The organism is Petropleomorpha daqingensis, from assembly GCF_013408985.1.
Classification (GTDB): domain Bacteria; phylum Actinomycetota; class Actinomycetes; order Mycobacteriales; family Geodermatophilaceae; genus Petropleomorpha; species Petropleomorpha daqingensis.
The window spans coordinates 5,015,220-5,039,958 of sequence record NZ_JACBZT010000001.1; the positions used below are offsets into that span (position 1 = coordinate 5,015,220).

The window sequence follows — 24,739 nt, forward strand, 5'->3', positions numbered from 1 at the left end:
TCGTGGAACCGCGCGGACTCACCCGAAGGGGTAGTGCGACGATCCGACGACGCAACGGTGCGTCGTTGGCTCGGAGAGGCAGTGCGGATGCGTATCGGAGTTCCCGTCGAGTCCCGGGCGCGGGAGACCCGCGTGGCGGCGACACCCGCGACGGTGGGCGCCCTGCGCCGCCTCGGCTACGAGGTGCTGGTCGGCGCGGGAGCCGGCCGCGCCAGCAGCTTCGCCGACGAGGCCTACGTCGAGGCGGGCGCGCAGGTGGTCGGCGACGACGAGGCGTGGGCCGCGGACGTCGTCCTGCGGATCAACGCGCCGACGCCCGGAGAGCTCGACCGGCTGGCCGAGGGCGCGACGCTGATCGCGCAGCTCGCGCCCGCGCTCGACCCGGCCCTCGTCGAGGAACTGGGCCGGCGCCCGATCACCGCGCTCGCCATGGACGCCGTCCCCCGGATCTCCCGGGCGCAGTCGCTGGACGTGCTCAGCTCGATGGCCAACATCGCCGGCTACCGCGCGGTCGTGGAGGCGGCGCACACCTTCGGCCGGTTCTTCACCGGGCAGGTGACCGCGGCGGGCAAGGTGCCGCCGGCGAAGGTGCTGGTCGCCGGTGCCGGGGTGGCCGGGCTGGCCGCGATCGGCGCTGCGTCGAGTCTCGGCGCGATCGTGCGGGCGACCGACGTCCGCCCCGAGGTGGCCGAGCAGGTCCGCTCGCTGGGCGGCGAGTACGTCGGCGTGCCGGCCGACGAGGAGCAGGGCGGTGGCACCGGGTACGCGTCGGTGACGTCGGAGGACTACAACGCCCGGGCCGCGGTGATGTACGCCGAGCAGGCAGCCGACGTCGACATCGTGATCACGACCGCGCTGATCCCCGGCCGGCCCGCGCCGCGGCTGATCACCGAGGAGATGGTCGCCGCCATGCGGCCGGGATCGGTCATCGTCGACATGGCCGCCGCCCAGGGCGGCAACGTGGCCGGGTCGGTCGCCGACGAGGTGGTGACGACGCCGAACGGCGTGACGATCATCGGCTACACCGACCTGCCCGCCCGCCTGCCGGCGCAGGCCTCGCAGCTGTACGGCACCAACCTGGTCAACCTGCTCAAGCTCCTGACGCCCGGCGAGGACGGGCAGCTGGTGCTCGACCTGGACGACGTCGTCCAGCGGGCGATGACCGTGGTGCGCGACCGCGAGGTGCTGTGGCCGCCCCCGCCGGTGCAGGTGTCCGCGGCACCGGTGGTCGCTCCCCAGCCCGCCCCGTTGGCGCTGCCGGAGAAACGGCCGGCCCCACCGGGACGGCGGTTCGCGGTGGTCGGTGTGGCCGCGGCCCTGCTGTTCCTGCTGGCCGGCTTCTCGCCCAACGAGCTGATCGGCCACCTGACGGTGTTCGCGCTCGCCGTCGTCGTCGGGTTCTACGTCATCGGGTCGGTGCACCACGCGCTGCACACCCCGCTGATGAGCGTCACCAACGCGATCAGCGGGATCATCGTGGTCGGCGCCCTCCTGCAGATCGGGCACGGGGACGCCGTGGTCAGCGTGCTGGCGTTCGTGGCGATCCTCGTGGCCAGCATCAACGTGTTCGGGGGCTTCGCCGTGACCCGCCGCATGCTCGGCATGTTCACCCGATGACCGCGACGTCCGCGGCCGCTGCGGCCTACATCGTCGCCGCCCTGCTGTTCGTGCTGGCGCTGGCCGGCCTCTCCAAGCACGAGACGGCGAAGGCGGGCAACACGTTCGGCATCGCCGGCATGGCGGTCGCGCTGGCCGCCACGATCGGGCTGGCCACCCGGTCGATCTCCGCGGCGGCGATCGGGGCGATCGCCGTCGCGATGGTGATCGGCGCGACGATCGGGCTGTGGCGGGCGCGGCGGGTGCCGATGACCGGGATGCCCGAGCTCATCGCGATGCTGCACAGCTTCGTCGGGCTGGCCGCGGTCCTGGTCGGCTGGAACGGCTACCTGTCGGTCGAGCGCAAGGGCGCGACCCAGGACGAGATCGCGAGCAACCTCGTCGGCATCCACTCCGCCGAGGTGGGGATCGGCGTCTTCATCGGCGCGGTCACCTTCACCGGGTCGATCGTGGCGTTCCTCAAGCTGTCGGCGCGGATCAAGAGCAACCCGCTCATGCTCCCGGGGCGCAACGCGCTGAACCTGGGCGCGCTGGTGGCGTTCGCCGCCCTGACCGTCGTCTTCGTGATCACGCCCAACCTCGGCCTGCTGGTGGCGCTGACCGCCATCGCGCTGGCGCTGGGCTGGCACCTGGTCGCCTCGATCGGCGGCGGCGACATGCCGGTCGTGGTCTCGATGCTCAACAGCTACTCGGGCTGGGCGGCCGCGGCGTCGGGCTTCCTGCTGGGCAACGACCTGCTCATCGTCACCGGTGCGCTGGTCGGCTCCTCGGGTGCGTACCTGTCCTACATCATGTGCAAGGCGATGAACCGCTCGTTCCTGTCGGTGATCGCCGGCGGGTTCGGCAACGAGGGCAGCGTCGCCGCCGACACCGACTACGGCACGCACACCGAGGTCACCGCCCAGGACGCGGCCGAGCTGCTGCGGACGGCGAAGTCGGTGATCATCACGCCCGGCTACGGCATGGCGGTGGCCCACGCGCAGTACCCGGTCGCCGAGCTGACCCGCCGGCTCGGCGAGCTCGGCGTCGACGTGCGCTTCGGCATCCACCCGGTCGCCGGCCGGCTGCCCGGGCACATGAACGTGCTGCTCGCCGAGGCCAAGGTGCCCTACGACGTCGTCCTGGAGATGGACGAGATCAACGACGACTTCCCCGACACCACCGTGGTGCTGGTGATCGGCGCCAACGACACGGTCAACCCGGCGGCGCTGGAGGACCCGGGCTCGCCGATCGCCGGCATGCCGGTGCTGCACGTGTGGGAGGCCGAGCACGTCGTCGTCTTCAAGCGCTCGATGAGCACCGGCTACGCGGGCGTGCAGAACCCGCTGTTCTTCCGCGACAACACCCAGATGCTCTTCGGCGACGCGAGGGAGCGGGTCGAGGACATCCTCAAGGCGCTGTAGCCGGCGGGTTCAGCCGCGAGTTGGCTGGCTCGACGGGTGCAGGACGACGCAGCAGCGGCCGGGCGCGGGGTCGAGGGATGCCTCCACCGGCTCGCCGCGCTCGTCGAGCAGCGCGGTGAGCATGCCCAGGTTCATGCCGCAGACCAGCGCGGTGTGCGACGTGGCCAGCGCGTGGAACGGGCAGTTGCCCAGGACGACGCCGTCGCCGGTCTCGCGGGGTTCGAAGCCCAGGTCGGTGAGGACGTCGGTCAGCCCGGAGTCCGGGGACGCCAGCCGGCGCCCCTCCGCGGACGCCGCCTCGTCGACCGCCTCGAGCACCGGACCGCCCGATACCGACGCGGACTCGACGGCGCCGGCCAGGATCTGCCCGGCCAGGTCGTAGTGCCGCTCGGGCAGCGACACGTCGATCTGCCGCGTCGAACGGCGGTACAGCTTCGACGGGCGACCGGCGCCCGGGCCGCGCCGGCCGGAGAGCCGCCGGTACTCGGTCTCCAGCAGCCCGTCGTCCACCATCCGGTCGAGGTGGAACTTCACGGTGTGCCGGGCCAGGCCGACGCCGGCGGCCGCCTGGTCCCGGCTGACCGGCTCGGACGCGCCCGTGACGAAGCGGTACAGGGCCCGACGCGCGGGGTCGGCGAGCGCGCCGACCGCCGCGATCTGCCCGGCGAGGTCCTCCGCCACGGCGCCTCCACTTTCTAAGAGACAACAGTCTTGCTGTAAGACACTTCACGTTCTAACGTCCAGGCTACAGTCCGTTAGACCGGAGGTCACCATGACGCTTCTCGGCAGAGCCACCGCCACCGACCCGTCCCTGCGCGTCCCCACCGCCGCCCACCAGGTCTTCCTGCTGCTGCGGATCGGCTTCACCGTCCTGCCGATCGTGTTCGGCCTGGACAAGTTCGCGAACGTGCTCACCGACTGGTCTAGGTACCTGGCCCCGCAGATCGACTCGATCGTGCCCGGCACCGCCCACCAGGCGATGCTCGCCGTCGGCGTCGTCGAGATCGTCGCCGGCCTGGTCGTCGCGGTGCTCCCCCGCTTCGGCGGTCCGCTCGTCGCCGCCTGGCTGGCCGGCATCATCGTCGACCTGCTGCTGCTCGGCGGCTACGGCGACGTCGCGCTGCGCGACCTCGGCCTCCTGCTCGCCGCGCTGGGCCTGAGCCGCCTCGCCTGGGCGTTCCACCCGGCCGGCACCACCGCCGACGCCGATGCCCGGGCGCGCGCATGACCGCGGCGGCCGCCTTCGGGCCCTCCTCCCGTCTGCACGTCGTGCACGACGGTTCCGCCCCCGATGCCGACCGCGCCAGGGACGCCGCCGAGGCGTTCCTCCGGGCTCTCGGCGTCCCGGTGGACGACCCGGGGCTCGAGGAGACGCCGCGGCGCATGGTCGACGCGTACACCGAGCTGCTCACGCCTCGCGCGTTCGACCTGACGACCTTCCCCAACGAGGAGGGCTACGACGAGCTGGTGCTGGCCCGCGGCATCCCGGTGCAGTCGGTGTGCGAGCACCACATGCTGCCGTTCACCGGGGTCGCGCACGTCGGCTACCTGCCCGGTGAACGCATCGTCGGCCTGTCCAAGCTCGCCCGGGTCGTGGAGCTGTTCGCCCGCCGTCCCCAGGTGCAGGAGCGGCTCACCGTCCAGGTGGCCAACTGGCTGCAGGCGCAGCTGTCCCCACGCGGGGTCGGGGTCGTCGTCGAGGCCGAGCACCTGTGCATGACGCTGCGCGGGGTGCAGGCCCCCGGCACCACGACGATCACCTCGGCGCTGCAGGGCGTCCTGCGGGAGGATCCGCGGTCACGGGCAGAGTTCCTGTCGCTCACCGGGAGGCCGTGATGGACAGCGCGGAGAACATGGTCGTCGTCGGGGCCGCACTGGCCGGTGCGCGGGCGGTGACCGCGCTGCGCGAGGAGGGCCACGACGGCCCGATCACGCTCATCGGCGCCGAACCGCACGTGCCCTACGAGCGCCCGCCGCTGTCCAAGGGCTACCTCCTCGGCAACGACGAGCTCGACGTCGTCTTTCCCCAGCCGCGGGAGTGGTACGCGGACAACGACGTCACGCTCCGGCTGAGCACCCGGGCGACGGCGATCGACCGCGACGCGCACCTGGTCCGGCTGGCCGACGGCGACGCGCTCCCCTACGACCGGCTGCTGCTCACCACCGGGGCCCAGCCCCGGCCGCTGGACATCCCGGGCGCCGACGAGCTCGCCCCGCGATACCTGCGCACGATCGAGGACAGCCAGGCGCTCAAGGCGGCGTTCACCCCCGGCGCGCGGGTGGTCGTCGTCGGGGCGGGCTGGATCGGCCTCGAAGCGGCCGCCGCGGCGCGAAACGCCGGCGCGGACGTCGTCGTCCTGGAGTACGCCGAGCTGCCGCTGCTGCGCGCGCTCGGCCCGGAGATGGCCCAGGTGTTCGCCGACCTGCACCGCGAGCACGGCGTCGACCTGCGCCTCGGCGCCCGCATCGCCTCGGCCCGGGCCGGCGCGCTGGTGCTCGAGGACGGCACGACGGTCGAGGGCGACGTCGTCCTCGCCGGGGTCGGCGTGGCACCGGACGTCGCGCTCGCCCAGGAATCCGGGCTCGCCGTGGACGACGGCGTCGTCGTCGACGCGTCGCTGCGCAGCTCCGACCCGGCCGTCTTCGCCGCCGGCGACGTGGCCAGCGCCTTCCACCCCTTCTACAACAAGCACCTGCGCGTCGAGCACTGGGCGAACGCGCTGCACCAGCCCCAGGTGGCCGCCCGCTCGATGCTCGGCAAGCGGACGGTCTACGAGCGGCTGCCGTACTTCTTCAGCGACCAGTACGACCTCGGCATGGAGTACATCGGGTATGCAGTGCCCGGCCAGTACCAGCGGGTCGTCGTCCGCGGGGACCAGAAGGGCCGGGAGTTCATCGCGTTCTGGCTGTCCGGCGACCACGTCGTCGCCGGGATGAACGTCAACGTCTGGGACGTCGTCGACCAGGTCGGTGACCTCGTGCGCTCCGGCAGGCCCGTGGACGTCGACCGGCTGACCGATCCGGAGGTGCCGCTGACGGAGGTCTAGCGCCGCCTGCTCAGGGCCCGCCCGGAGATCAGCTCGAGCGGCAGGCCGATGTAGCGCCCGCCGTCCTCGAAGGTCCAGGGCGTGAACCCCAGGGCGTCCAGTTCCTTGATCTCGACCTCGTCGGTGACCACCCGGCAGGGTGCGACCACGCCCACGCTCCAGCCCTCGCACGCGGCGGGGTCGTAGCTGTCGGCCTCGAAGGCGACCACGTCGCCTTCGAGGACCCGGACGGACTTGTGCGCCTGGATGCTGCCGAGAACGATCTCGCCCCCGCGCACGGTGCAGTGCACGGGGACGATCTTCGGCAGCCCGTGGTGGGTGGAGGCGATCCGGCCGAACGCGACGGTCCGGATCAGCCGCTCGCAGGTCGCCTGATCCAGCTCCTCGACTCGGAAGGCACCAGGCACCCCGAAAGCGTGCCCGACCCGGGGACTACACGTCCAGCACCCCGGCCAGCGGTACACCCGGACGGTAGGCCAGGTGCCGGTAGGACGGCGCGTCGAGCACGGCGAGGTCGGCCCGGCTGCCGAGGGCGAGCCGGCCCACGTCGGTCCGCCGCAGCGCCGCCGCGCCCCCGGCGGTCGCCGCCCACACGGCCTCGGCCGGGGTCATGCCCATCTCGCGCACCGCCAGCGCGATGCAGAACGGCAGGGAGGACGTGAAGCAGCTGCCGGGGTTGCAGTCGCTCGCCAGTGCCACGGTCGCGCCGGCGTCGAGCAGCCGCCGCGCGTCCGGGTAGGGCGAGCGGGTCGAGAACTCCACACCCGGCAGCAGGGTCGCCACCGTGCCGCTCCCGGCCAGGGCCTCGACGTCGGCGTCCGCGAGGTGCGTGCAGTGGTCCGCGCTGGCCGCGCCCAGCTCCACGGCCAGCCGCACCCCGGGCCCGGCCGAGAGCTGGTTGGCGTGCACCCGCAACCCCAGCCCCGCGGCCCGGCCGGCCTCGAGCACCACCCGCGCGGCGTCGCCGTCGAAGGCGTGCGGGGACGCCGGTTCGCAGAAGACGTCGATCCAGCGGGCGGACGGCGCGCCGGCGGCCAGCATCGGCCCGGTGACCAGCTCGACGTAGGCGTCGGCGCGGCCGGCGTACTCGGTCGGGACGACGTGCGCGCCGAGGAACGTCGTCTCCGGCGTGACCTCCCGGGCCAGGCGCAGCGCCCGCGCCTCGTCGTCGACGGTGAGCCCGTAGCCGCTCTTGACCTCGACGGTCGTGGTGCCCTGCGCCCGCATCTCGGCGACCAGCCGGGCCAGGTGCGCGCGCAGCTCGTCGTCGGTGGCCGCGCGGGTCGCGGCCACCGTGGTCGCGATGCCCCCGCCGTCGTAGGGCGTGCCGGTCATCCGCGCCTCGAACTCCGCCGCCCGGTCGCCGGCGAACACCAGGTGCGCGTGGCTGTCGACGAAGCCGGGCAGCACCGCCCGGCCGTCGACGTCGGTCCGGCGGTCGGCGTCCGGTGCGGCGGCAGCGGACCCGACCCAGGCGACGAGGCCGTCCTCGACGACGAGCGCCGCGTCGTGGACCAGCCCGAGCGGTCCGGAGCCCAGAGCGGGGTCGTTGGTGACCAGCTCCCCGATCCCGGTCACGAGCGTGCTCACCGCCACAGCGGCTCCACCGCCTTGCGCAGCAGCGTGCCGACGTCGCCCAGCACGTGCCGGCCCTCGTCGACCACGACCCGCCCGTCGGCGACGACGGTGGTCACGTCGGCCGCGGTCGCGGCGAGCACCAGCTGGTCGGGCGCGACCCCGGCGGTCCGCGGCGAGTCGGTCGCGACGGCGACGAGGTCCGCGCGGCAGCCGACCGCGAGCCGCCCGGCGTCGGTCCAGCCGAGCGCCCGGTGGCCCGCGCCGGTGAGCGCGTCGACCAGCTCGCCGGGCCCGAAGGTGCCGCGGGCGCCGGTGGCCAGCCGCGAGTACGACTCGAGCGACCGGGCCTCGGCCAGCAGGTCGGCCTGTGCGTGCGAGTCCGAGCCCACGCAGAGCGGCGAACCGGCGTCGCGGAGCCGCCCGAACGGCCCGATCCCGTCGGCGAGCTCCGCCTCGGTGCTCGGGCAAGCGCAGACCGCGGTGCCCGAGCCGCCGAGCAACGCCAGGTCGCCGTCGGTCAGGTGGGTGGCGTGCACCGCGGTGGTGCCCGGCCCGAGCACGCCGTGCTCGGCCAGCAGCCCGGTCGGCGTGCACCCGTAGAACGCCCGGGCGGCCTCGTTCTCGGCCGGTTGCTCGGACAGGTGCACGTGCAGCGGCCCGCCGGCCGCGGCCTCGACCACGTCGGCCAGAGCGCCCGCCGGCACCGCCCGCACCGAGTGGACGGCGGCGCCGATCAGCAGCCCGGGGCGGGCCGGCAGCGCGGCGACCCGGGCCGCCCAGGCGGCCACGGAGCCGTCGGAGAACCGGCGCTGGACGTCGTCCAACGGCAGGTGCCCCTCGCCCGAGAGCCCGCCGGCCAGGTAGACGGTGTCGAGCAGGGTCAACCGGATCCCCGCCTCGGCCGCCGCCTGGACCAGCGCCTCGGACATCGCGTTCGGGTCGGCGTAGGGGCGGCCGGCCGGGTCGTGGTGCAGGTAGGAGAACTCGCCGACGCAGGTGATCCCGGCCAGGGCGAGCTCGGCGAACGCGGCCCGGGCCAGCGCGAGGTAGGAGTCCGGGTCCAGCCGCGCGGCGACCCGGTACATCGCCTCCCGCCAGGTCCAGAAGGTGCCGGAGCCGGCGGCGGTGCGGCCGCGCAGCGCGCGGTGGAAGGCGTGCGAGTGCGCGTCGGCGAAGCCGGGCAGGACCAGGCCGCGCAGCCGGACGTCGTCGGCCCCGGGCTCGCGGCGCTCGACAGCCGTGATCACGCCGCCTGATTCGGTGACGCGGACGCCGTCCGCGACACCTGACGGCAGCCAGGCACGCTCGCACCAGAACGAGCTCACGCGAGCTCCCGGACCACCCGGGCCAGGGCGTGGACCCCGGCGAGGCAGTCGTCGGCCTCGGCGTGCTCGGCCGGAGAGTGCGAGATCCCGGTCGGGTTGCGCACGAACAGCATCGCGGCGGGCACCCCGGCCGCGGCGAGGATGCCGGCGTCGTGCCCGGCGCCGGTGTCCAGCAGCGGCGCCGGCCCGGCGTCGCCGCCGGCGGCCGCCGCCACCCGGTCGCGCAGCCCGGCCTCGAACGTCGTCGGCGGCACCCACGACTCCTCGACCGGGTCGACCCCGGCCGCCGCACCCACCTCGGCGACCAGCTCGCGCACCGCCGACACGGGCAGCCCGCGGGCGTCCAGCCAGGCGGTGACCTCCGACGGGATGGCGTTGACCGCGTTCGGCCGGACCACCAGCTTGCCGACGGTGGCGACGACGTCGTGCCGCCGCGCGGCCTCGCGCGCGGTCTGCACGAGCGCGGCCAGGTCCAGCATCGGGTCGCGGCGGTCCTCGAGCCGGGTCGTGCCGGCGTGGTCGGCCCGCCCGCGCAGGTCCAGCCGCCACCGCCCGTGCGGCCTGATCCCGGTCGCCACGCCGACCGCCGCGTCGCCGTCCACCAGCCAGCGGCCCTGCTCGACGTGCAGCTCGACGTACGTGCCGATCCGGGCCAGGGCCTCGTCGTCCCGGCCGACGGAGCCCGGGTCGACGCCGGCCGCGGCCATCGCCTCGGCCATGGTCGTGCCGTCGGCGTCGGTCAGGGCGCGTGCCCGGTCGGCGTCGAGGTCGCCGGTGAGCAGCTTGGAGCCGGCGCAGGCGACGCCGAAGCGCGCGCCCTCCTCGTCGGCGAAGCAGGCGATCCCGAGCGGCCGCTCCGGGCGATGACCGTCCGAGCGCAGCAGGTCGACCGCCGCGAACGCGGACACGATGCCGAGCGGCCCGTCGAAGGCGCCGCCGTCGGGCACCGAGTCGAGGTGGCTGCCGAGCACCAGGCCGGGGCCGTCGGCGTCCGGGTCGCCGTCCCAGGCCCAGAGGTTGCCGACCCGGTCGGAGATCACCGTCATCGAGCGGCGCGCGGCCTCGCCGCGGAACCACTCGCGCAGCGCGCCGTCCTCCCGGGTCCAGGCGAACCTCCGGTAGCCGCCGGACGGCGCCCGGCCGACGTCCCCGAGGTCGTCCCACATGCCGGGGAAGGAGCTCATGCGCCCTCGCTCATCGGCACCCGCACACCCCGTTCCTCTGCCACCTGCGTCGCGAGGTCGTAGCCCGCGTCCACGTGCCGGATCACGCCCATGCCCGGATCGTTGCGCAGCACGCGCTCGAGCTTCTGCGCGGCCAGCGGCGTGCCGTCGGCGACGCTGACCTGCCCGGCGTGGACCGACCGGCCGATGCCCACGCCGCCGCCGTGGTGGATCGACACCCACGTCGCGCCGGAGGCGGTGTTGACCAGGGCGTTGAGCAGCGGCCAGTCGGCGATCGCGTCCGAGCCGTCGGCCATGCCCTCGGTCTCGCGGTACGGAGAGGCGACCGAGCCGGCGTCGAGGTGGTCGCGGCCGATGACGATCGGCGCGCTGAGCTCGCCGGAGGCCACCATCTCGTTGAACCGCAGCCCGGCGGCGTCGCGCTCGCCGTAGCCGAGCCAGCAGATGCGGGCCGGCAGCCCCTGGAACGCGACCTTCTCCCCTGCCGCCCGGATCCAGCGCTGCAGGTGGTCGTCGTCGGGGAACAGGTCGAGGACGGCGCGGTCGGTCGCCGCGATGTCGGCCGGGTCGCCGGACAGCGCCGCCCACCGGAACGGGCCCTTGCCCTCGCAGAACAGCGGGCGGATGTAGGCGGGCACGAAGCCGGGGAAGGCGAACGCGCGCTCGAACCCGCCCTGCCGCGCCTCGTCGCGGATCGAGTTGCCGTAGTCGAACACCTCGGCGCCGGCGTCGAGGAAGCCGACCATCGCCTCGACGTGCCTGGCCATCGAGGCCCGGGCCCGGTCGGTGAACTCCTCGGGCTTCTTCTCCGCGTAGTCCGACCAGTCGCCGAGGTCGACGCCCTCGGGCAGGTAGGACAGCGGGTCGTGCGCGGAGGTCTGGTCGGTGACGACGTCGACCTCCACCCCGCGGCGCAGCAGTTCCGGGAGGACGGCGGCGCAGTTGCCGACCAGCCCGACCGACAGCGCGCGGCGGTCCTTCTTGGCGGACAGGCAGCGCGCGACGGCGTCGTCCAGGTCGTCGGCCACCTCGTCGAGGTAGCGGGTGGTGACGCGCCGCACCAGCCGGGCGCGGTCGACGTCGACCACCAGGCACACGCCACCGTTCAGCGTGACGGCCAGCGGCTGCGCCCCGCCCATCCCGCCGCAGCCGCCGGTGAGCGTGAGCGTCCCGGCGAGCGTGCCGCCGAACCGCTTCGCGGCGACCGCGGCGAACGTCTCGTAGGTGCCCTGCAGGATCCCCTGCGTCCCGATGTAGATCCACGAGCCGGCGGTCATCTGCCCGTACATGGTCAGGCCGAGGTGCTCCAGCCGGCGGAACTCCGGCCAGGTGGCCCAGTCGGGCACCAGGTTGGAGTTGGCGATGAGCACCCGCGGCGCCCACTCGTGGGTGCGCAGCACGCCGACCGGCCGGCCGGACTGCACGAGCATCGTCTCGTCGGCCTCGAGGTCGGTCAGCGTGCGGACCATGGCGTCGAAGCTGCGCCAGTCCCGCGCCGCCCGCCCGGTGCCGCCGTAGACGACCAGGTCGTCGGGGCGCTCGGCGACGTCCGGGTCGAGGTTGTTCTGCAGCATCCGCAGCGGGGCCTCGGTCTGCCAGCTCTTCGCGGTGAGCGTGGTGCCGCGCGGGGCGCGCACCGGTCGGGCGCCGTCCATGGGGTTCTCCTTCACTGCAGGTCCACCGGGACGGCGGCGAGCAGGCCGCCGTCCCGGACGAGGGTGGTGACGGTCTCGAGGTCGGGAGCGAGGTGGGCGTCGGGTCCCGGGCCGGCGACGCCGGCCGCGCGGACGGCGTCCCGCACCGCACCGGTGGCTGGCGAGGGCGCCAGCGGGGCGCGCAGGTCGATCGCGCGGGCGGCGGTCAGCACCTCGACGGCGAGCACGCGGGCCAGGCCGTCGACGGCGCGGCGCAGCTTGCGGGCGGCGGCCCAGCCCATCGAGACGTGGTCCTCCTGCATGGCCGAGGAGGGGATGGAGTCGACGCTGGCCGGGACGGCGAGCCGCTTGAGCTCGCTGACGATCCCGGCCGCCGTGTACTGGGCGATCATCAGGCCGGAGTCGACACCGGGCTCGGCGGCGAGGAACGGCGGCAGCCCGTTGCTGCGGGCCTTGTCGAGGAACCGGTCGGTGCGCCGCTCGCTCATGCCGGCCACGTCGGCGACGGCGATCGCCAGGAAGTCGAGCACGTAGCCGACGGGCGCGCCGTGGAAGTTGCCGTTGGACTCCACCCGCCCGTCGACGGTGACCACCGGGTTGTCGATCGCCGCGGCCAGCTCCCGCTCGGCGACCGACGCAGCGTGGTCGACGGTGTCGCGGGCGGCGCCGTGCACCTGGGGTGCGCAGCGCAGCGAGTAGGCGTCCTGCACGCGGGTGCACTCCGGCCCGCGATGGCTGGCCATGATCCCGCTGCCGGCCAGCAGCGCACGCAGGTTGGCCGCCGAGGCCGCCTGACCGGGGTGCGGGCGCAGCCGCTGCAGGTCGGCGGCGAAGACGGCGTCGGTGCCCAGCAGCGCCTCGACGCTCATCGCGGCCGCGACGTCGGCGACGGCGAGCAGCCGGCGGAGGTCCGCGAGCGCCAGCAGCAGCATGCCGAGCATGCCGTCGGTGCCGTTGACCAGTGCCAGCCCCTCCTTCTCGGCCAGCTGCACCGGCGCGAGCCCGGCGGCGGCCAGCGCCTCGGCGGCGGGCAGCAGCCGGCCGGAGGCGTCGCGGACGTCGCCCTCCCCCATCAGCGCCAGCGCGACGTGGGCCAGCGGCGCCAGGTCCCCGGAACAGCCGAGCGAGCCGTACTCGTGCACCACGGGGGTGATCCCGGCGTCGAGCAGCGCGGCGTAGGCGAGCGCGGTCTCGGGGCGGGCGCCGGTGCGGCCGGTCGCCAGGGTGGACAGGCGCAGCAGCATGAGCGCGCGCACGACCTCGCGCTCGACCTCCGGGCCGGCGCCGGCGGCGTGCGAGCGGATCAGGCTGCGCTGCAGCTGGGCCCGGCGGTCGGCCGGGATGTGCGTGGTGGCCAGCGCGCCGAAGCCGGTCGAGATGCCGTAGTGCGGCACCGGGTCGTCGGCCAGGGCGTCGACGACCTTGCGGCTCTCGGCGAGCGCGGCCAGCGCGTCGCCGCCCAGGCGGACCCCCGCCCCCTCACGGGCGACCCGGACGACGTCCTCGGGCGACAGCGGACCGGCGCCGACGACCACCGTGGTGCTCATGCGCCTCATGGCACACCCGCCCCCACCTCGCTGGGGAGGTCCTCCGGTCGAGCACTGTCCGGGATCCGGGACTGTCCGGCATCCCGGACAGCGCCTATCGTCCCCCGTCGTGGAGAGCCTCCGCCGGGCGCGACCCGGCGTGCCGGCCGCGCGGCAGGCGCTGGACCTGCTGCAGGCGCTGGCCCGTGCGCCCGGGCCGGTGCCGGCGGCCGCGCTGGCCCGCGACCTCGGGCTCCCGCGCTCCACGACCTACGCCCTGCTGGGCGAGCTGGAGGGCGCGGGCTTCGTCGTCCACCTGCCCGAGGAGCGCCGCTACGGCCTCGGGGTGGGTGCGTTCGAGATCGGGACGGCGTACCTGCGCCAGGAGCCGCTCGCCCGCCTGGCCCGCCCGGTGCTCGGGCGGCTGGTCGAGGCGGTCGGACAGTCGGCGCACCTGGCGGTGCTGCACGGGCGGGAGGTGCTCTACGTCGTCGAGGAGCGGGCGCCGGGCCGGCCGCGGCTGGTCACCGACGTCGGCGTCCGGCTGCCCGCGCAGCTGACCGCGAGCGGGCGGGCGGTGCTGGCCGGGCTCTCGGCCGCGCAGGTGCGCGCGCTGTTCCCCGACGCGTCGGCGTTCGTCGACCGGCACGGCGCCGGACCGCGCACGCCGACCCAGCTCGGCCGGCTGCTCGCCACCGCCCGGGCCGCCGGCTACGCCACCGAGGACGGCGAGGTCACCCCCGGCCTGGCCTCGGTCGCCGCCGCCGTGCACGACCACACCGGCCACCCGGTCGCGGGCGCGGCCGTCACGTTCCCGGCCGGGGACGTCGACGAGGCCGCCCGCCGGCAGCTGGCCCGCCGGGTGACCGCGGCCGCCGGCGAGCTGACCCGGCGGATCGGTGGCCTGGCGCCGTGACCCACGTGGAGGTCCGGGACGCGACGGCCGAGCGCTGGGACGACGTCGTCGCCGTCTTCGAGGGGCCGGGCGATCCGGGGAGGTGCTGGTGCCAGTGGTTCTTCCGCGGAGGGCAGGCCGACACCGAGCACGCCGCGGGCAACCGGTCGGCCCTGTGCGACCAGGTGCGCGGCGGCCCACCGCCCGGCGTGCTCGGCTACCTCGACGGCGTGCCGAGCGGCTGGGCCGCCGTGGCCGCCCGGCCCGGCTACACCCGGCTGACCAACGGGCAGCTGCTGCGCGGAGCGGAGGACCTGGAGGACCCGGCGGTGTGGTCGGTGACCTGCTTCGTCGTCCGCCGCCCCGCCCGGCGCAGCGGGCTCGCGTCGGCCCTGCTGGCCGGCGCCGTCGACCTCGCCCGCCGCGGTGGGGCGAGCGAGGTCGAGGGCTATCCGGTCGACCTCGCCGTCCGGGGCCGGACCAGCGCGGCCGAGCTGTACCACGGACCGCTGTCGGTGTTCCTGCGTGCCGGGTTCACCGAGGTGGCCCGCCCGCAGCCGGCGCGGCCCGTCGTCCGGCTGCGGCTGGGCTGATCAGCCGACGAGCCCCCGGGAGACGTCCCAGAGGCGGGCGGCGGACTCGGGGTCGAGCGCGTAGTCCGCGACGCCGCTGTAGGTGCCCTCGCGGTGCGGCTCGGCCTCGTTGCAGTCCTCGAAGTAGCGCCCGCCGACGCCGTCGACCAGCGGCGAGGCGGCCAGCAGCGCCGAGGTCGCCGCACCCTGCTGCGGGGTCTTCCACCCCGGCCCCTCCGCCGCCCGGACCTGCATCCGGGCCAGCTCGTCGGTGGAGAGGTGGCGCTGGAGGTTGGTGCGGATCCCGCCCGGGTTCAGGGCGTTGACGGTGATCCCGTGGTCGGCCCAGCGCCGCTGCGCCTCGACGGCGAAGAGCACGTTCGCCGTCTTCGACTGCCCGTAGGCCAGCCACGGGTCGTAGGGCCGGGCGCGGAAGTGCAGGTCGTCGAGGACGACGTCGGACCGCAGGTGCGCGGTCGAGCTCACGGAGACGACCCGCGCCCCCTCGCTGCCGGCCAGCGTGGGGTGCAGGCCGGTGGCCAGCGCGAAGTGGCCGAGGTGGTTGGTGGCGAACTGCAGCTCGTAACCCTGGCGGGTGCGCCGCAGCGGGGCGGCCATGACGCCGGCGTTGAGCACCAGCGCGTGCAGCGGGCCGCTCCAGATGTCGAGGAAGGTCCTGATCGAGCGGGGCTCGGTGAGGTCGAGCGGCAGCACCCGCAGCCACGGGTTGCCGGTGCTCTCGAGGATCTCGCGTGCGGCGCGCTGGCCGGCGGCCTGGTCGCGGACGGCGAGGGTGACCTCGGCGCCGGCCCCGGCGAGGGCACGGGCGGTCTCCAGGCCGATGCCGGAGGCGGCGCCGGTGACGATGGCGCGGCGGCCGCGGAGGTCGACGCCGGCGAGGACGTCGGCGGCGGTGGAACGTGCGTCGAAGGGGGTGGTGAGACGGGTGATGGTGGTCATGTGGCTTGTCCCCTCTTCGGGTGGACGGATCGGACCCGCAGGTCCGTAGAATTGCGGACCGGAGGCGCCTCCGGTACGTGTGGAACACTATCCGGAGGAACCTCCGCTTCGCAACCCCGAGGAGGGATCGACCGTGCCGCCGACCGGAGAGCGGACGCTGCGCGCCGACGCGCAGCGCAACCGCGACCGCCTGCTGGAGGTCGCCGCCCGCGCGTTCGCCGCCGGGGACGACCCGACGCTGGAGGCGATCGCCCGCGAGGCAGGGGTCGGCATCGGGACGCTCTACCGCCACTTCCCCACCCGCGAGGCACTCGTCGAGGCGGCCTACCGCAACGAGCTGGCCCGCCTGTGCGACGCCGCCGCGGACCTGCTGGCCACGACGGACCCCGCCCGCGCGCTGCGGCTCTGGATGGACCGCTTCGTCGACTACATGACCACCAAGCGCGGCATGAAGGGGGCGCTGCACGCGGTCGTGGCCTCGGGGGGCAACCCCTTCGCGCACAGCCGCGATCGCATGGTGGAGGCCCTCGACGTGCTGCTCCGCGCCGGAGCGGAGGCAGGCACGCTCCGCCCGGACGCCGACGCGACCGACCTCCTGGCCGGCCTGTCCGGCGTCTCCCTGGCCGCCGGCGATCCGGCGCAGCGGGCCCAGGCGGGCCGCCTGCTCGACCTCCTCGTCGACGGCCTGCGGTTCGGCACCCGGCAGTCCCCCTGATCGGCGCGGGTCCCCCGCTCGGGGCTGTCTTTCGGCCGCCCCGGCTCCTACGGTGATCAGGTGCGTGCCGCCGGACTGCTGACCGACCCTGCGGGGGCGGTCCAGGCCGACCACGTGTGCTGGGTCTACGACGACGACGAGGACTTCGTCGACGTCGCCCGCCGCTACCTCGAGGAAGGCCTGGCCCGCGGCGAGCGGCTGCTCTACGTCGGCGAGCCGCATCCCGCCGACCTGGCCACCGACGACGGCCCGCTGGCCGACGTCGAGGCGCTGATCGCCCGCGGCACGCTGCAGGTGCTCGACCTGCGGGCGGGGTACGAGGGGTCGGGCTCCTTCACGCCCGCCGTGCAGCTCGCCTTCTACGAGACCGCCACCGCCGACGCGCGCGCCGCGGGCTACACGGGGCTGTGCGTCGTCGCCGAGATCAGCGGCCTGGCCGCCGACCGCGAACGCCGGCCGGCCCTGGTCCGCTGGGAGCACCTGGCCGACGACTTCATGGCCTCCGGCTCGGGCATGCGGGCCCTCTGCGCCTACCGCAGCGAGCTGGGCCGCCAGGCGCTCACCGACGTCGCGTCGGTGCACCCCCTGGTGCACGACGCCGCCGGCGGGCCGCCGTTCCGCGCCTGGTTCGAGGGCGAGGCGATCACGCTCGCCGGCGCTCTGGACACCTTCGGCGCCGACCGGCTCGAGCGGGTGCTCACCGGCACGCACGTCGCCCGGCCGACCGTGACGCTCGACCTCTCGCAGGTCGAGTTCGTCGACGTCGGCGGCGCCCGGGCGATCGCCCGCTGGGCACGCCTGCTGCAGGAGCGCGGCTCGGTGCTGGAGCTGGCCGGTACGTCCCGGGTGTTCCGCAGGATGTGGCGGATCTGCGACTTCGACGCCTGCGCCGAGGTGTCGTTCCGGGAGCCGCCTACGTGACCGTGGCTCTCCCCGGCTTCGAGCACGACGCGCTCTTCTACCGCGACGACGCGGAGTTCACCTGCCGCGTCGGCGGCTTCGTGCGGGCCGGGGTGGCCGGCGGCGAGGTGGTCGCGGTGGCCCTCCCCCGGCCCCGCCTGGACCAGCTGCGGGATGCCCTCGGCGGCGACGCGACCACGGTCACCTGGCTGGACATGGCCGAGATCGGTGCCAACCCGGCCCGGATCATCGACGTCTGGACGACGACGCTGCGCGCGAGCCTGGCCGCCGGACGGCCGCTGCGCGGGGTCGGCGAGCCGGCGTACGTCGGCCGCCGGCCGGCCGAGCTGGTCGAGTGCACGCTGCACGAGCGGCTGCTCGGCCGCGCGTTCGGCGACGGCCCGGCCTGGCGGCTGGTCTGCCCGTACGACGAGCAGCACCTGCCGCCGGAGGTGATCGCCGGGGCACGCCGGACCCATGCCGGCCCGGGCACGGACGCCGAGCACCGGGCGGCGTTCGCCGCGCCGCTGCCGCCGCCGTCGGGTGCGGTGCTGCGCGGCGAGTTCTCCGCCGTCGACGTCCCCGCCGTCCGGCGGACCGTCCGGCACTGGGCCGCGTCGCTGCACCTGCCGGCCGACGGGGTGGAGGCGCTGGAGCTGGCGAGCGCCGAGCTGGCGGCCAACAGCGTCCGCCACGGCGGAGGGTCCGGTTCGGTCGCGATGTGGACCGAGGACGGCGCCGCCGTCCTGGAGTTCACCGATCCCGGGACGATCGACGAGCCGCTCACCGGCCGGCTGCGCCCGGCGGCCGAGGACGACGGCGGCCACGGCCTCTACCTGGTCAACCAGCTCTGCGACCTGGTCCAGCTGCGCTCCTCCCCCACCGGGACGACGGTGCGCGTGCTCACCTGGCTGTGAGCAGCTCCTCGACCTGATCGCCGAGCAGCCCCCTGAGCCGGGCGACGCCGGTCAGGTCGGTCTCGGCGGCGAGCACCGCCCGCAGACCCTGCTGGAGCACCGGCCCGCCGGCCGTTCGCACCGCCTCCTCGACCGACGCCGGTTGCGTCGTGCGGGCCGGCGCGGGGTGCTCGGAGCCGGCGTCGTAGAGGGTGCGCAGGTTCAGCTCGACGCCGTCCAGGCGGCCCCAGAGGTAGTCGTTCTGCCGCCATTCCGGCTTGACGAACCCGGCGAAGTGGAACAGCGCGAGCCCCTTGAGCTTCGCGCCGTCGGGGGTCAGCGCCCTGGCGGTCAGGGGACTGAACTGGGCGACGCCGATGGGGGTGAACTGCGGCAGGGCGGCCAGGGCGACGGTCGGGAAGATCAGCCCGTCCCAGAACGGGAAGGCCAGGTACCGGTCGAGCAGCGCGCGCCGGTGGTCCTCGTCCCAGCCGCGGGCCTGCTCCTCGAACTCGACCCAGAGCACGCTGCTGCCGTCCCCGAGGTCGTGCTCCAGTGCCCGGCCGTAGACGTCGAAGAGCCCGTGGAAGTGCTTGGCGTGGTCCGCGGCGAACGCGGCCGGGTCGGCGATCCGGTTCTCGTCGAGGGCGATGGGGTCGAGGAAGTCCGCCTCGGGGACGTGGACGACCCGCTGGGCGACGTCTCGCTGCTTCTGCAACAGGTCCCACACCTTGCGCTTGAGCGCGTCGAGCTGGGTGCGCTTCGGCGCCCCGGCGTCCGCCCCGACCCGCGGGTAGAGCGAGTTGATGCCGGCCAGCAGGAAGAACAGCCGACGCTCGCGATAGGGCAGATCGGTCTGCTTGAGCAGGGCGATCATGCCGTCCGGGTCCTGGTCGGCCCACTCGGGGAGGCTCCTGACCCAGGCGCCGGCCGCCGCCCGCAGGAACGACTCGCGCCGGGCGCCGGACGGGTAGGTGAACCGCCGCGCGACCTCGTCGGCCAGCCGACGGACGGTGGCCTCCAGCTTGAGCCGGACGTAGGTGGGATAGTCCGCGCCGAGCCGCTCGGCCGCCTTCCGGTGCACCGCGTCGGAGACCGGCCGGAACGCCTCCTGCGTCACCTGCCCGGCCGGGAGGCCGGTCCCGGCGAGGGCGGCCCGGAGGAGGCCCTCGACGGCGGCCATCTGGGTCGCGGTGATGGAGCCCACCTCGGCGATGTGCAGGTTGAGGTCGCGCAGCGCGATGAGGTCGCGCAGGACGTCGTGGTTGCCCTTCACCTCCCACACCGCCTGCGTGAGGCCACCCAGCCACGTGGGCGCCTGCGCACCGCCGCCCTGCTGCTGCCCCTGCGTCGGTGGGAGTCCCGGGTCGGGCTGGATGTAGACGATCCGTCGGACCACCTGGCTCTCGGCCCGTTTGTCGGCGACGGCCCGCACGACGAGGTCGAACGGCGCGTTGTCGAGCACCCCACCGTCGACGAACCAGGCGTCGACCGCCGTCGCGCCGTTCTCCTCGTACGGGTAGACGAACCTCTGCTTCAGCAGGTCGATGTCCGGCTTCTCGCCGGACTCGGTGCCGAACGAGACGGCGTTGACCGGCGCGAACGCGCCCGGGAAGGCCGAGGTCGCCCGGGCGGCGAAGGCCAGCGCGCCGGTGGCCTTCGGGCCGAACTGCGCGGTGTCGGTGCCGTCGGCCGTGAACCGCAGCACCTGCGCGTGCTGCCGGTCGTGCTGGCTGGCGCCACCGACCCCGGTGGGCACCAGCATCTCGAAGCCGTGCAGGTCGGTGGCGGTGACGAACAGGTCCAGCGATCCCGGCTGCGGGATCAGCGAGCCGTCGGCGGAGGCGTCGATCTCCCCGATCGCGTCGACCAGCAGCCGGGACATGCGCTCGCCCTTGAGCGGCGAGAGGGACTTGTCCTCCCTGCTGCCGATCAGCTGGCGGCCCAGCAGCCGCACGCCGGCCAGCGCGGCCCGGACCCGGACACCGCCGATGGCCGGTGCGCGCAGGAGCGTCTTCAGGTCGCCGGCGTCGATCCACAGCCGCTTCAGCTTCTCCTGGGAGCCGCCGCGCGCCAGGACCTTGCCCAGGACGACCCCGTTGATGCCGCCTGCGGAGGTTCCGGAGATGACGTCGATGGACACCGACAACCGGCGGCCGTTCCGGGCGATCTCGCGCAGCGCCTCGAAGTACGCGAAGGCGCTGTCCTCGGCGTCGAAGGGGTTGGCGTCGTCCGGGTCCATGGCGTCGAACTTCCGCGAGGCCTGCACCAGCTTGTGCAGCTCCTTGGTCACGCCGTGCATGTAGACGGCGAGCGAGACGCCGCCGTAGCAGACCAGGGCGAGGCGCAGCTCGATGCGCTCGTCGGGCAGGGCACGGGTCATGGGGCACCTCCCACGGACAGCGGCCGAGTGTGCTCCGGCGCCGTGGGGCCGACAAGGACTCCGGGAACCACCGGAGCCCGGTCCTCAGGGGTTGTCGCGCCGCAGCACGAAGAAGAACGGTGCCGGCACGCCGCGCAGGTCCATGAGCCCGAGCAGGGTCGCCTCGTCGGCCCGCCGCAGCACGTCGATGATCGGCAGCCGGTCGTAGACCAGGGCCGCCGACAGCACTCCGCGGAACTCGACGGCGCGCACCCGGGCCGCCGGACGGCGGGTGGTGCGCAGCGGCCGGACGACGGCGAAGCCGGTCCGGGCGGCCGTGGTCCGGGCCAGTCCCGGCGCCCGGCGCAGGAGCGCGAGCGGCGCGTGAGTGGGGTCGACCGGCCGCGGCCGCCCGCGCCGGTCGCGGAACAGCAGCGGGTGCACCGTCTCGGGGTCGACGACCTCCTTGCCGTACCAGCCGTAGTCCTCGAGCAGCCCGTCGAACGGGTGGCCGGTCGGCAGCCCGCTCCCTCGCCAGCGACCGGTCAGCTCACCCGGCCCGACCGTGCCGCACCGGTCGAAGCAGGCGAGCGCGTCGGCGGCGAGCCCACCCGTGCGGTGCGCGGCGAGCCAGACCGACGGATCCACGGCCGCGAGGCTAGGACCTGTTCGCCGAGCGGAGGGACGAGTGGGGCCTGCTGCCGGAGCGCCGTCCGCCGTCGGAGAGGATCACCGTCGTGAGCGAGCCGACCGACACCGACGTCCCCGCGTGGTTCACCCGGGCCCTCGCCGCGGCGCCGGAGCACCGCGACGTCGAGGTCGACGGCACCCGCGTGCACTACCGCGTGTGGGGCCGGGTCGGCGCGCCGGGCCTGGTGCTCGTGCACGGCGGGGCCGCGCACTCCGGCTGGTGGGACCACATCGCACCGCAGCTGTCCTCGCACCGGGTGGTGGCGCTCGACCTGTCCGGGCACGGTGACAGCGGCCGCCGGGAGATCTACGACATGCGCCAGTGGGCGCGCGAGATCGTGACGGTGACCGAGGCCGAGGCGCTGGACCGGCCGGTCGTGGTCGGGCACAGCATGGGCGGCTGGGTCGCGGTGACCGTCGGTGTGGAGCACGGCGACGCCGTCTCCGCGGTCGCCTACATCGACTCCCCGCTCAACGACCAGCCGCCGGAGGAGTCCCGGCTGGCCGAGCGGCGCCGTCCGCGCCGGGTCTACCCGACCCTCGAGGCGGCGGTCGGCCGGTTCCGCACGCTGCCGCCGCAGGACGTCGTCCTGCCCTACATCCGCGAGCACGTCGCCCGCGAGTCGCTGCACCAGGTCGAGGGCGGCTGGACCTGGAAGTTCGACCCGACCTTCTTCGGCCGCCGGCTCCTGCTGCGTGAACTGCTGCCGCAGCTGACCTGCCCGGTGGCGCTGTTCCGCTGCGAGCACGGGCTGGTCAGCCCCGAGATGGCAGCCGAGATGGCCGGGCTCGCGCGGGAGCACCTGCCGGTCGTCGACCTGCCCGACGCCGGCCACCACCCCATGCTCGACCAGCCGCTCGCCCTGGTCACCGGGCTGCGGACGCTGCTCGCCCTCTGGCCCGCCGCGGCCGGGATGTGACCGCGGTTTCGCACGCCTGACCGCGGGTGGTCAGGCGCGCGAAACCGCGACGGGTCAGAACGGGTAGGCCGGGAGGTCGCCGCGCAGGGTGACCCACTGGGTCTCGGTGAACGCCTCGATGTTGGCCTGCGGGCCACCGTGCCGGGAGCCGGTGCCCGACGCCCCGACGCCGCCGAACGGGGCGACCGCCTCGTCGTTGACCGTCTGGTCGTTGATGTGCACCAGGCCCGACGGGATCTGCTCGGCGATCTCCAGACCCTGGTAGACGTCGCGGGTGAGGATGCCCAGCGACAGGCCGTACTCGGTCCCGCGCGCGAGCTCCACGACCTCCTCCAGGGAGGAGAACGGGGTCACCGGCGCGACCGGGCCGAAGATCTCCTCCTGGTAGGCCGGGGTGTCGACCGGGACGTCGCCGAGCACGGTCGGCCGGTAGAACAGGCCCTCGTAGGTGCCGCCGGTGCGCACGCTCGCGCCGCGCTCGGCCGAGGCGGTGACCAGCCCGTGCACGCGGTCGCGCTGGCCGACGTCGATCAGCGGGCCCATCGCGACCTGCTCGCGGAACGGGTCGCCGACCGGCAGCTTCTCCACCTTCTCGGTGAGGATCTGCGTGTACTCCTCGGCGATGTCGCGGTGCACCAGGTGCCGCGAGGTCGCCATGCAGATCTGGCCCTGGTGGGCGAAGGTGCCCCACGCCCCGACCGACGCGGCCGCGGCCACGTCGACGTCGGGCAGCACGATCAGCGCCGAGTTGCCGCCCAGCTCCAGGTGCGCCCGCTTGAGGTGCTGGCCGGCCAGCGCGCCGACCGCGCGCCCGGCCCGGGTCGACCCGGTGAACGCGATCACCCGGATCGCCGGCTCGACGACCATGGCCTCGCCGACGTCGGCACCGCCGGGCAGCACCTGCAGCACGCCGGCCGGCAGCCCCGCCTCCTCGAAGACGCGGGCGAACATCGCCCCGCCGGAGATCGCGGTGCGCGGGTCGGGCTTGAGGACCACCGCGTTGCCCAGCGCCAGCGCCGGGGCGACCGCCCGGATGGCCAGGATGGTCGGCACGTTGAACGGCGCGATCACGCCGACGACGCCGGCCGGCAGCCGCCGGGCGAACGACAGGCGCGGGGAGCCGCTGCGCAGCAGCTCGCCATAGGGGTGCGAGGGCAGCGCCGCCGCCTCGTAGCACTCCGCCGCCGAGGTGTGCACCTGGAAGTCACCGAAGGGCTGGATCGCCCCGGACTCCCGCGCCAGCCAGCCCTTGATCTCGTCGGCGTGGGCCTCGAGGACCTCGCCGGCCCTGCGCAGCACGCGGGCCCGCTCCTCGAACGGGGCGGCCGCCCACGCCTTCTGCGCCGCGACCGCGCGCTCCGCCGCGGCGTGCACGTCCTCCGGCGTCGCCCGGCCGACCGGCGCGATCACGTCGCCGGTCGCCGGCTCCACCGCGTCATAGGTGCCGCCGGACCCGTCGGTCCAGGCACCGGTCCAGAGCCTGCCCTGCCAGGCGCCGTCGTCGAGCAGTCCCATGTCGGTGGCCTCCCTGCCGTTCCCCGGAGCCGCGCCGGCGCGGCCGGTAGCGGACGTTAGCCGCCGGTTCGGAAGCGCGACAACAGAGCGTTCCGCCCGGCGGGACGCCGGATCGAGAGAGTGGAACGCTCAACCGGTCGGGTCGCGGAAACCCAGCTGGCCGGAGATGTCGGCGGCGGTCCGCCGCAGGGCCGGCTCCAGCCGGCGCATGAGCGCGTCGGGCGAGGCGTTCCAGCCGGTCGTGTGGACGGCGATGTTGATCGCCGCGACCACCCGGCGGGACCGGTCGCGCACCCCGACGGCGATCGCCCGCAGGCCCGGGGTGAGCTCCTCGTCGTTGACCGCGACAGCGCCGCGCCGGATGCGGTCGAGCGCGGCCAGCAGGTGCTCGCGGGCGGTGATCGTGTTCGGCGCGCGCCGGGCCAGGTCGATCCGGTCGAGCAGCGCCCGCAGCTGGGCCGGCGGCTCGGCGGCGAGCAGCACCTTGCCCAGCGCCGTGCAGTACGCCGGCAACCGCGAACCGACCTGCAGGTTGAGGTCGAGCTGCCGGTCCTGCCCGGTCCGCCGGCGCTCGATGTAGACGATCTCCGGGCCGTCGAGGACGGCCATGCTCACGGTGAACCCGGTCTCGTCGGCCAGCCGCTGCAACGGGCCCGCCGCGACCCTGGTGATCTCGATCGAGTTCAGGGCGGCGAAGCCGATCTCGACGGCCCGCGCGCCGAGCCGGTACTTGCGGCTCTCCGGGTCCTGGTGCAGGTACCCGAGGACGGCGAGGGTGTTGACGTACCGGTGCGTGGTGCTCTTGTTGAGACCCACCTCGCGGGCGATCTCGGCGATGCCCAGCGTCGAGTGCATCCCGGCGAACGCGTCGAGCACCGAGAGCCCCCGCTCCAGCGACTGCGAGAACCCGGAGCGCTCCGCCGTCCGCACGGTGTTCGAATCGTTGGCCTCCACGTTCCGGATCGTAGAACGACGTGTT

The 24,739-nt window shown here is 74.8% G+C and carries 23 protein-coding genes; 11 read left to right on the forward strand and 12 right to left on the reverse strand.

Annotated elements, in window-relative coordinates:
• Nucleotides 1-87 precede the first annotated feature (87 nt).
• Together GGQ55_RS24690 and pntB are read left to right on the forward strand one after the other, a co-directional pair.
• Entirely contained in the window at nt 88-1,617 is a 1,530-nt protein-coding gene (locus tag GGQ55_RS24690) for a Re/Si-specific NAD(P)(+) transhydrogenase subunit alpha (protein WP_179721376.1), read from the forward strand.
• The gene (pntB, locus tag GGQ55_RS24695) at nt 1,614-3,020 is read left to right on the forward strand and encodes a Re/Si-specific NAD(P)(+) transhydrogenase subunit beta (RefSeq protein WP_179721378.1); all 1,407 of its coding nucleotides are present in this window, start codon (nt 1,614-1,616) and stop codon (nt 3,018-3,020) included. Before GGQ55_RS24690 ends, pntB begins: the two co-directional genes overlap by 4 nt.
• A gap of 9 nt (nt 3,021-3,029) precedes the next feature.
• Here pntB and GGQ55_RS24700 read toward each other — a convergent pair whose 3' ends face one another.
• Nucleotides 3,030-3,701: a helix-turn-helix transcriptional regulator gene (locus GGQ55_RS24700; protein WP_179721380.1), complete on the reverse strand. Its 672-nt coding sequence runs from the start codon at nt 3,699-3,701 to the stop codon at nt 3,030-3,032.
• Nucleotides 3,702-3,792: 91 nt separating this feature from the next.
• On the opposite strand from GGQ55_RS24700, the gene GGQ55_RS24705 reads away from it, so the two are divergent.
• From GGQ55_RS24705 to GGQ55_RS24715, 3 genes are read left to right on the forward strand one after another with little or no spacing between them, the layout of a single operon-like run.
• Nucleotides 3,793-4,248 (forward strand): hypothetical protein, encoded by a 456-nt coding sequence (locus GGQ55_RS24705; RefSeq protein WP_179721383.1) that lies wholly within the window; start codon nt 3,793-3,795, stop codon nt 4,246-4,248.
• The gene (folE, locus tag GGQ55_RS24710) at nt 4,245-4,856 is read left to right on the forward strand and encodes a GTP cyclohydrolase I FolE (protein WP_179721384.1); all 612 of its coding nucleotides are present in this window, start codon (nt 4,245-4,247) and stop codon (nt 4,854-4,856) included. Before GGQ55_RS24705 ends, folE begins: the two co-directional genes overlap by 4 nt.
• Complete coding sequence (locus tag GGQ55_RS24715; RefSeq protein ID WP_179721386.1) at nt 4,856-6,067, forward strand: NAD(P)/FAD-dependent oxidoreductase; 1,212 nt, start codon at nt 4,856-4,858, stop codon at nt 6,065-6,067. Before folE ends, GGQ55_RS24715 begins: the two co-directional genes overlap by 1 nt.
• Here the strand turns inward: GGQ55_RS24715 and GGQ55_RS24720 are convergent.
• The 6 genes from GGQ55_RS24720 to hutH are packed head-to-tail and all read right to left on the reverse strand — an operon-like array spanning nt 6,064 to nt 13,356.
• Entirely contained in the window at nt 6,064-6,474 is a 411-nt protein-coding gene (locus GGQ55_RS24720; RefSeq protein WP_179721388.1) for a pyridoxamine 5'-phosphate oxidase family protein, read from the reverse strand. The two genes, GGQ55_RS24715 and GGQ55_RS24720, sit on opposite strands and share 4 nt — an antisense overlap.
• Before the next feature lie 25 nt (nt 6,475-6,499).
• Nucleotides 6,500-7,657: an imidazolonepropionase gene (gene hutI / locus GGQ55_RS24725; RefSeq protein WP_366490193.1), complete on the reverse strand. Its 1,158-nt coding sequence runs from the start codon at nt 7,655-7,657 to the stop codon at nt 6,500-6,502.
• Nucleotides 7,654-8,970 (reverse strand): formimidoylglutamate deiminase, encoded by a 1,317-nt coding sequence (locus GGQ55_RS24730; RefSeq protein ID WP_179721392.1) that lies wholly within the window; start codon nt 8,968-8,970, stop codon nt 7,654-7,656. The genes hutI and GGQ55_RS24730 overlap by 4 nt, the downstream gene beginning before the upstream one ends.
• Nucleotides 8,967-10,154 (reverse strand): allantoate amidohydrolase, encoded by a 1,188-nt coding sequence (locus tag GGQ55_RS24735; RefSeq protein ID WP_218859433.1) that lies wholly within the window; start codon nt 10,152-10,154, stop codon nt 8,967-8,969. The genes GGQ55_RS24730 and GGQ55_RS24735 overlap by 4 nt, the downstream gene beginning before the upstream one ends.
• Nucleotides 10,151-11,809: a urocanate hydratase gene (hutU, locus tag GGQ55_RS24740; protein WP_179721394.1), complete on the reverse strand. Its 1,659-nt coding sequence runs from the start codon at nt 11,807-11,809 to the stop codon at nt 10,151-10,153. Before hutU ends, GGQ55_RS24735 begins: the two co-directional genes overlap by 4 nt.
• Before the next feature lie 11 nt (nt 11,810-11,820).
• Nucleotides 11,821-13,356, reverse strand: coding sequence for a histidine ammonia-lyase (gene hutH / locus GGQ55_RS24745; RefSeq protein ID WP_218859434.1), 1,536 nt, complete (start codon nt 13,354-13,356; stop codon nt 11,821-11,823).
• Between the two features lie 109 nt (nt 13,357-13,465).
• Between hutH and GGQ55_RS24750 the strand changes: the two genes are divergently transcribed.
• Both GGQ55_RS24750 and GGQ55_RS24755 read left to right on the forward strand, forming a co-directional pair.
• On the forward strand, nt 13,466-14,251 hold the full coding sequence (locus GGQ55_RS24750; protein ID WP_366490196.1) for an IclR family transcriptional regulator: 786 nt from the start codon (nt 13,466-13,468) through the stop codon (nt 14,249-14,251).
• Nucleotides 14,248-14,823, forward strand: a complete 576-nt coding sequence (locus GGQ55_RS24755) for a GNAT family N-acetyltransferase (protein WP_179721399.1) — start codon at nt 14,248-14,250, stop codon at nt 14,821-14,823. Before GGQ55_RS24750 ends, GGQ55_RS24755 begins: the two co-directional genes overlap by 4 nt.
• On the opposite strand, the gene GGQ55_RS24760 is transcribed toward GGQ55_RS24755, so the two are convergent.
• Nucleotides 14,824-15,762: an SDR family NAD(P)-dependent oxidoreductase gene (locus GGQ55_RS24760; RefSeq protein WP_179721401.1), complete on the reverse strand. Its 939-nt coding sequence runs from the start codon at nt 15,760-15,762 to the stop codon at nt 14,824-14,826.
• Between the two features lie 133 nt (nt 15,763-15,895).
• Here GGQ55_RS24760 and GGQ55_RS24765 point away from each other — a divergent pair, with 133 nt between their 5' ends.
• From GGQ55_RS24765 to GGQ55_RS24775, 3 genes are read left to right on the forward strand one after another with little or no spacing between them, the layout of a single operon-like run.
• The gene (locus tag GGQ55_RS24765; RefSeq protein ID WP_179721403.1) at nt 15,896-16,477 is read left to right on the forward strand and encodes a TetR/AcrR family transcriptional regulator; all 582 of its coding nucleotides are present in this window, start codon (nt 15,896-15,898) and stop codon (nt 16,475-16,477) included.
• A 60-nt stretch (nt 16,478-16,537) separates the two neighbouring features.
• Entirely contained in the window at nt 16,538-17,398 is an 861-nt protein-coding gene (locus tag GGQ55_RS24770) for an MEDS domain-containing protein (protein ID WP_179721405.1), read from the forward strand.
• Nucleotides 17,395-18,294, forward strand: a complete 900-nt coding sequence (locus GGQ55_RS24775) for an anti-sigma factor RsbA family regulatory protein (protein WP_179721407.1) — start codon at nt 17,395-17,397, stop codon at nt 18,292-18,294. Before GGQ55_RS24770 ends, GGQ55_RS24775 begins: the two co-directional genes overlap by 4 nt.
• On the opposite strand, the gene GGQ55_RS24780 is transcribed toward GGQ55_RS24775, so the two are convergent.
• Nucleotides 18,281-20,656 carry a patatin-like protein gene (locus GGQ55_RS24780; protein ID WP_179721409.1) on the reverse strand — a complete coding sequence of 792 codons (2,376 nt, stop codon included), beginning with the start codon at nt 20,654-20,656 and terminating at the stop codon, nt 18,281-18,283. The two genes, GGQ55_RS24775 and GGQ55_RS24780, sit on opposite strands and share 14 nt — an antisense overlap.
• A gap of 84 nt (nt 20,657-20,740) precedes the next feature.
• A complete protein-coding gene (locus tag GGQ55_RS28670) occupies nt 20,741-21,283 on the reverse strand; it encodes a DUF4334 domain-containing protein (protein WP_179721411.1) in 543 nt (180 codons plus the stop codon).
• Between the two features lie 89 nt (nt 21,284-21,372).
• On the opposite strand from GGQ55_RS28670, the gene GGQ55_RS24790 reads away from it, so the two are divergent.
• Nucleotides 21,373-22,245 carry an alpha/beta fold hydrolase gene (locus GGQ55_RS24790; protein ID WP_179721413.1) on the forward strand — a complete coding sequence of 291 codons (873 nt, stop codon included), beginning with the start codon at nt 21,373-21,375 and terminating at the stop codon, nt 22,243-22,245.
• Between the two features lie 54 nt (nt 22,246-22,299).
• Here GGQ55_RS24790 and GGQ55_RS24795 read toward each other — a convergent pair whose 3' ends face one another.
• Together GGQ55_RS24795 and GGQ55_RS24800 are read right to left on the reverse strand one after the other, a co-directional pair.
• Complete coding sequence (locus GGQ55_RS24795; RefSeq protein WP_179721415.1) at nt 22,300-23,760, reverse strand: benzaldehyde dehydrogenase; 1,461 nt, start codon at nt 23,758-23,760, stop codon at nt 22,300-22,302.
• Between the two features lie 129 nt (nt 23,761-23,889).
• Complete coding sequence (locus GGQ55_RS24800) at nt 23,890-24,714, reverse strand: IclR family transcriptional regulator (RefSeq protein ID WP_218859435.1); 825 nt, start codon at nt 24,712-24,714, stop codon at nt 23,890-23,892.
• Between the last annotated feature and the right edge of the window lie 25 nt (nt 24,715-24,739).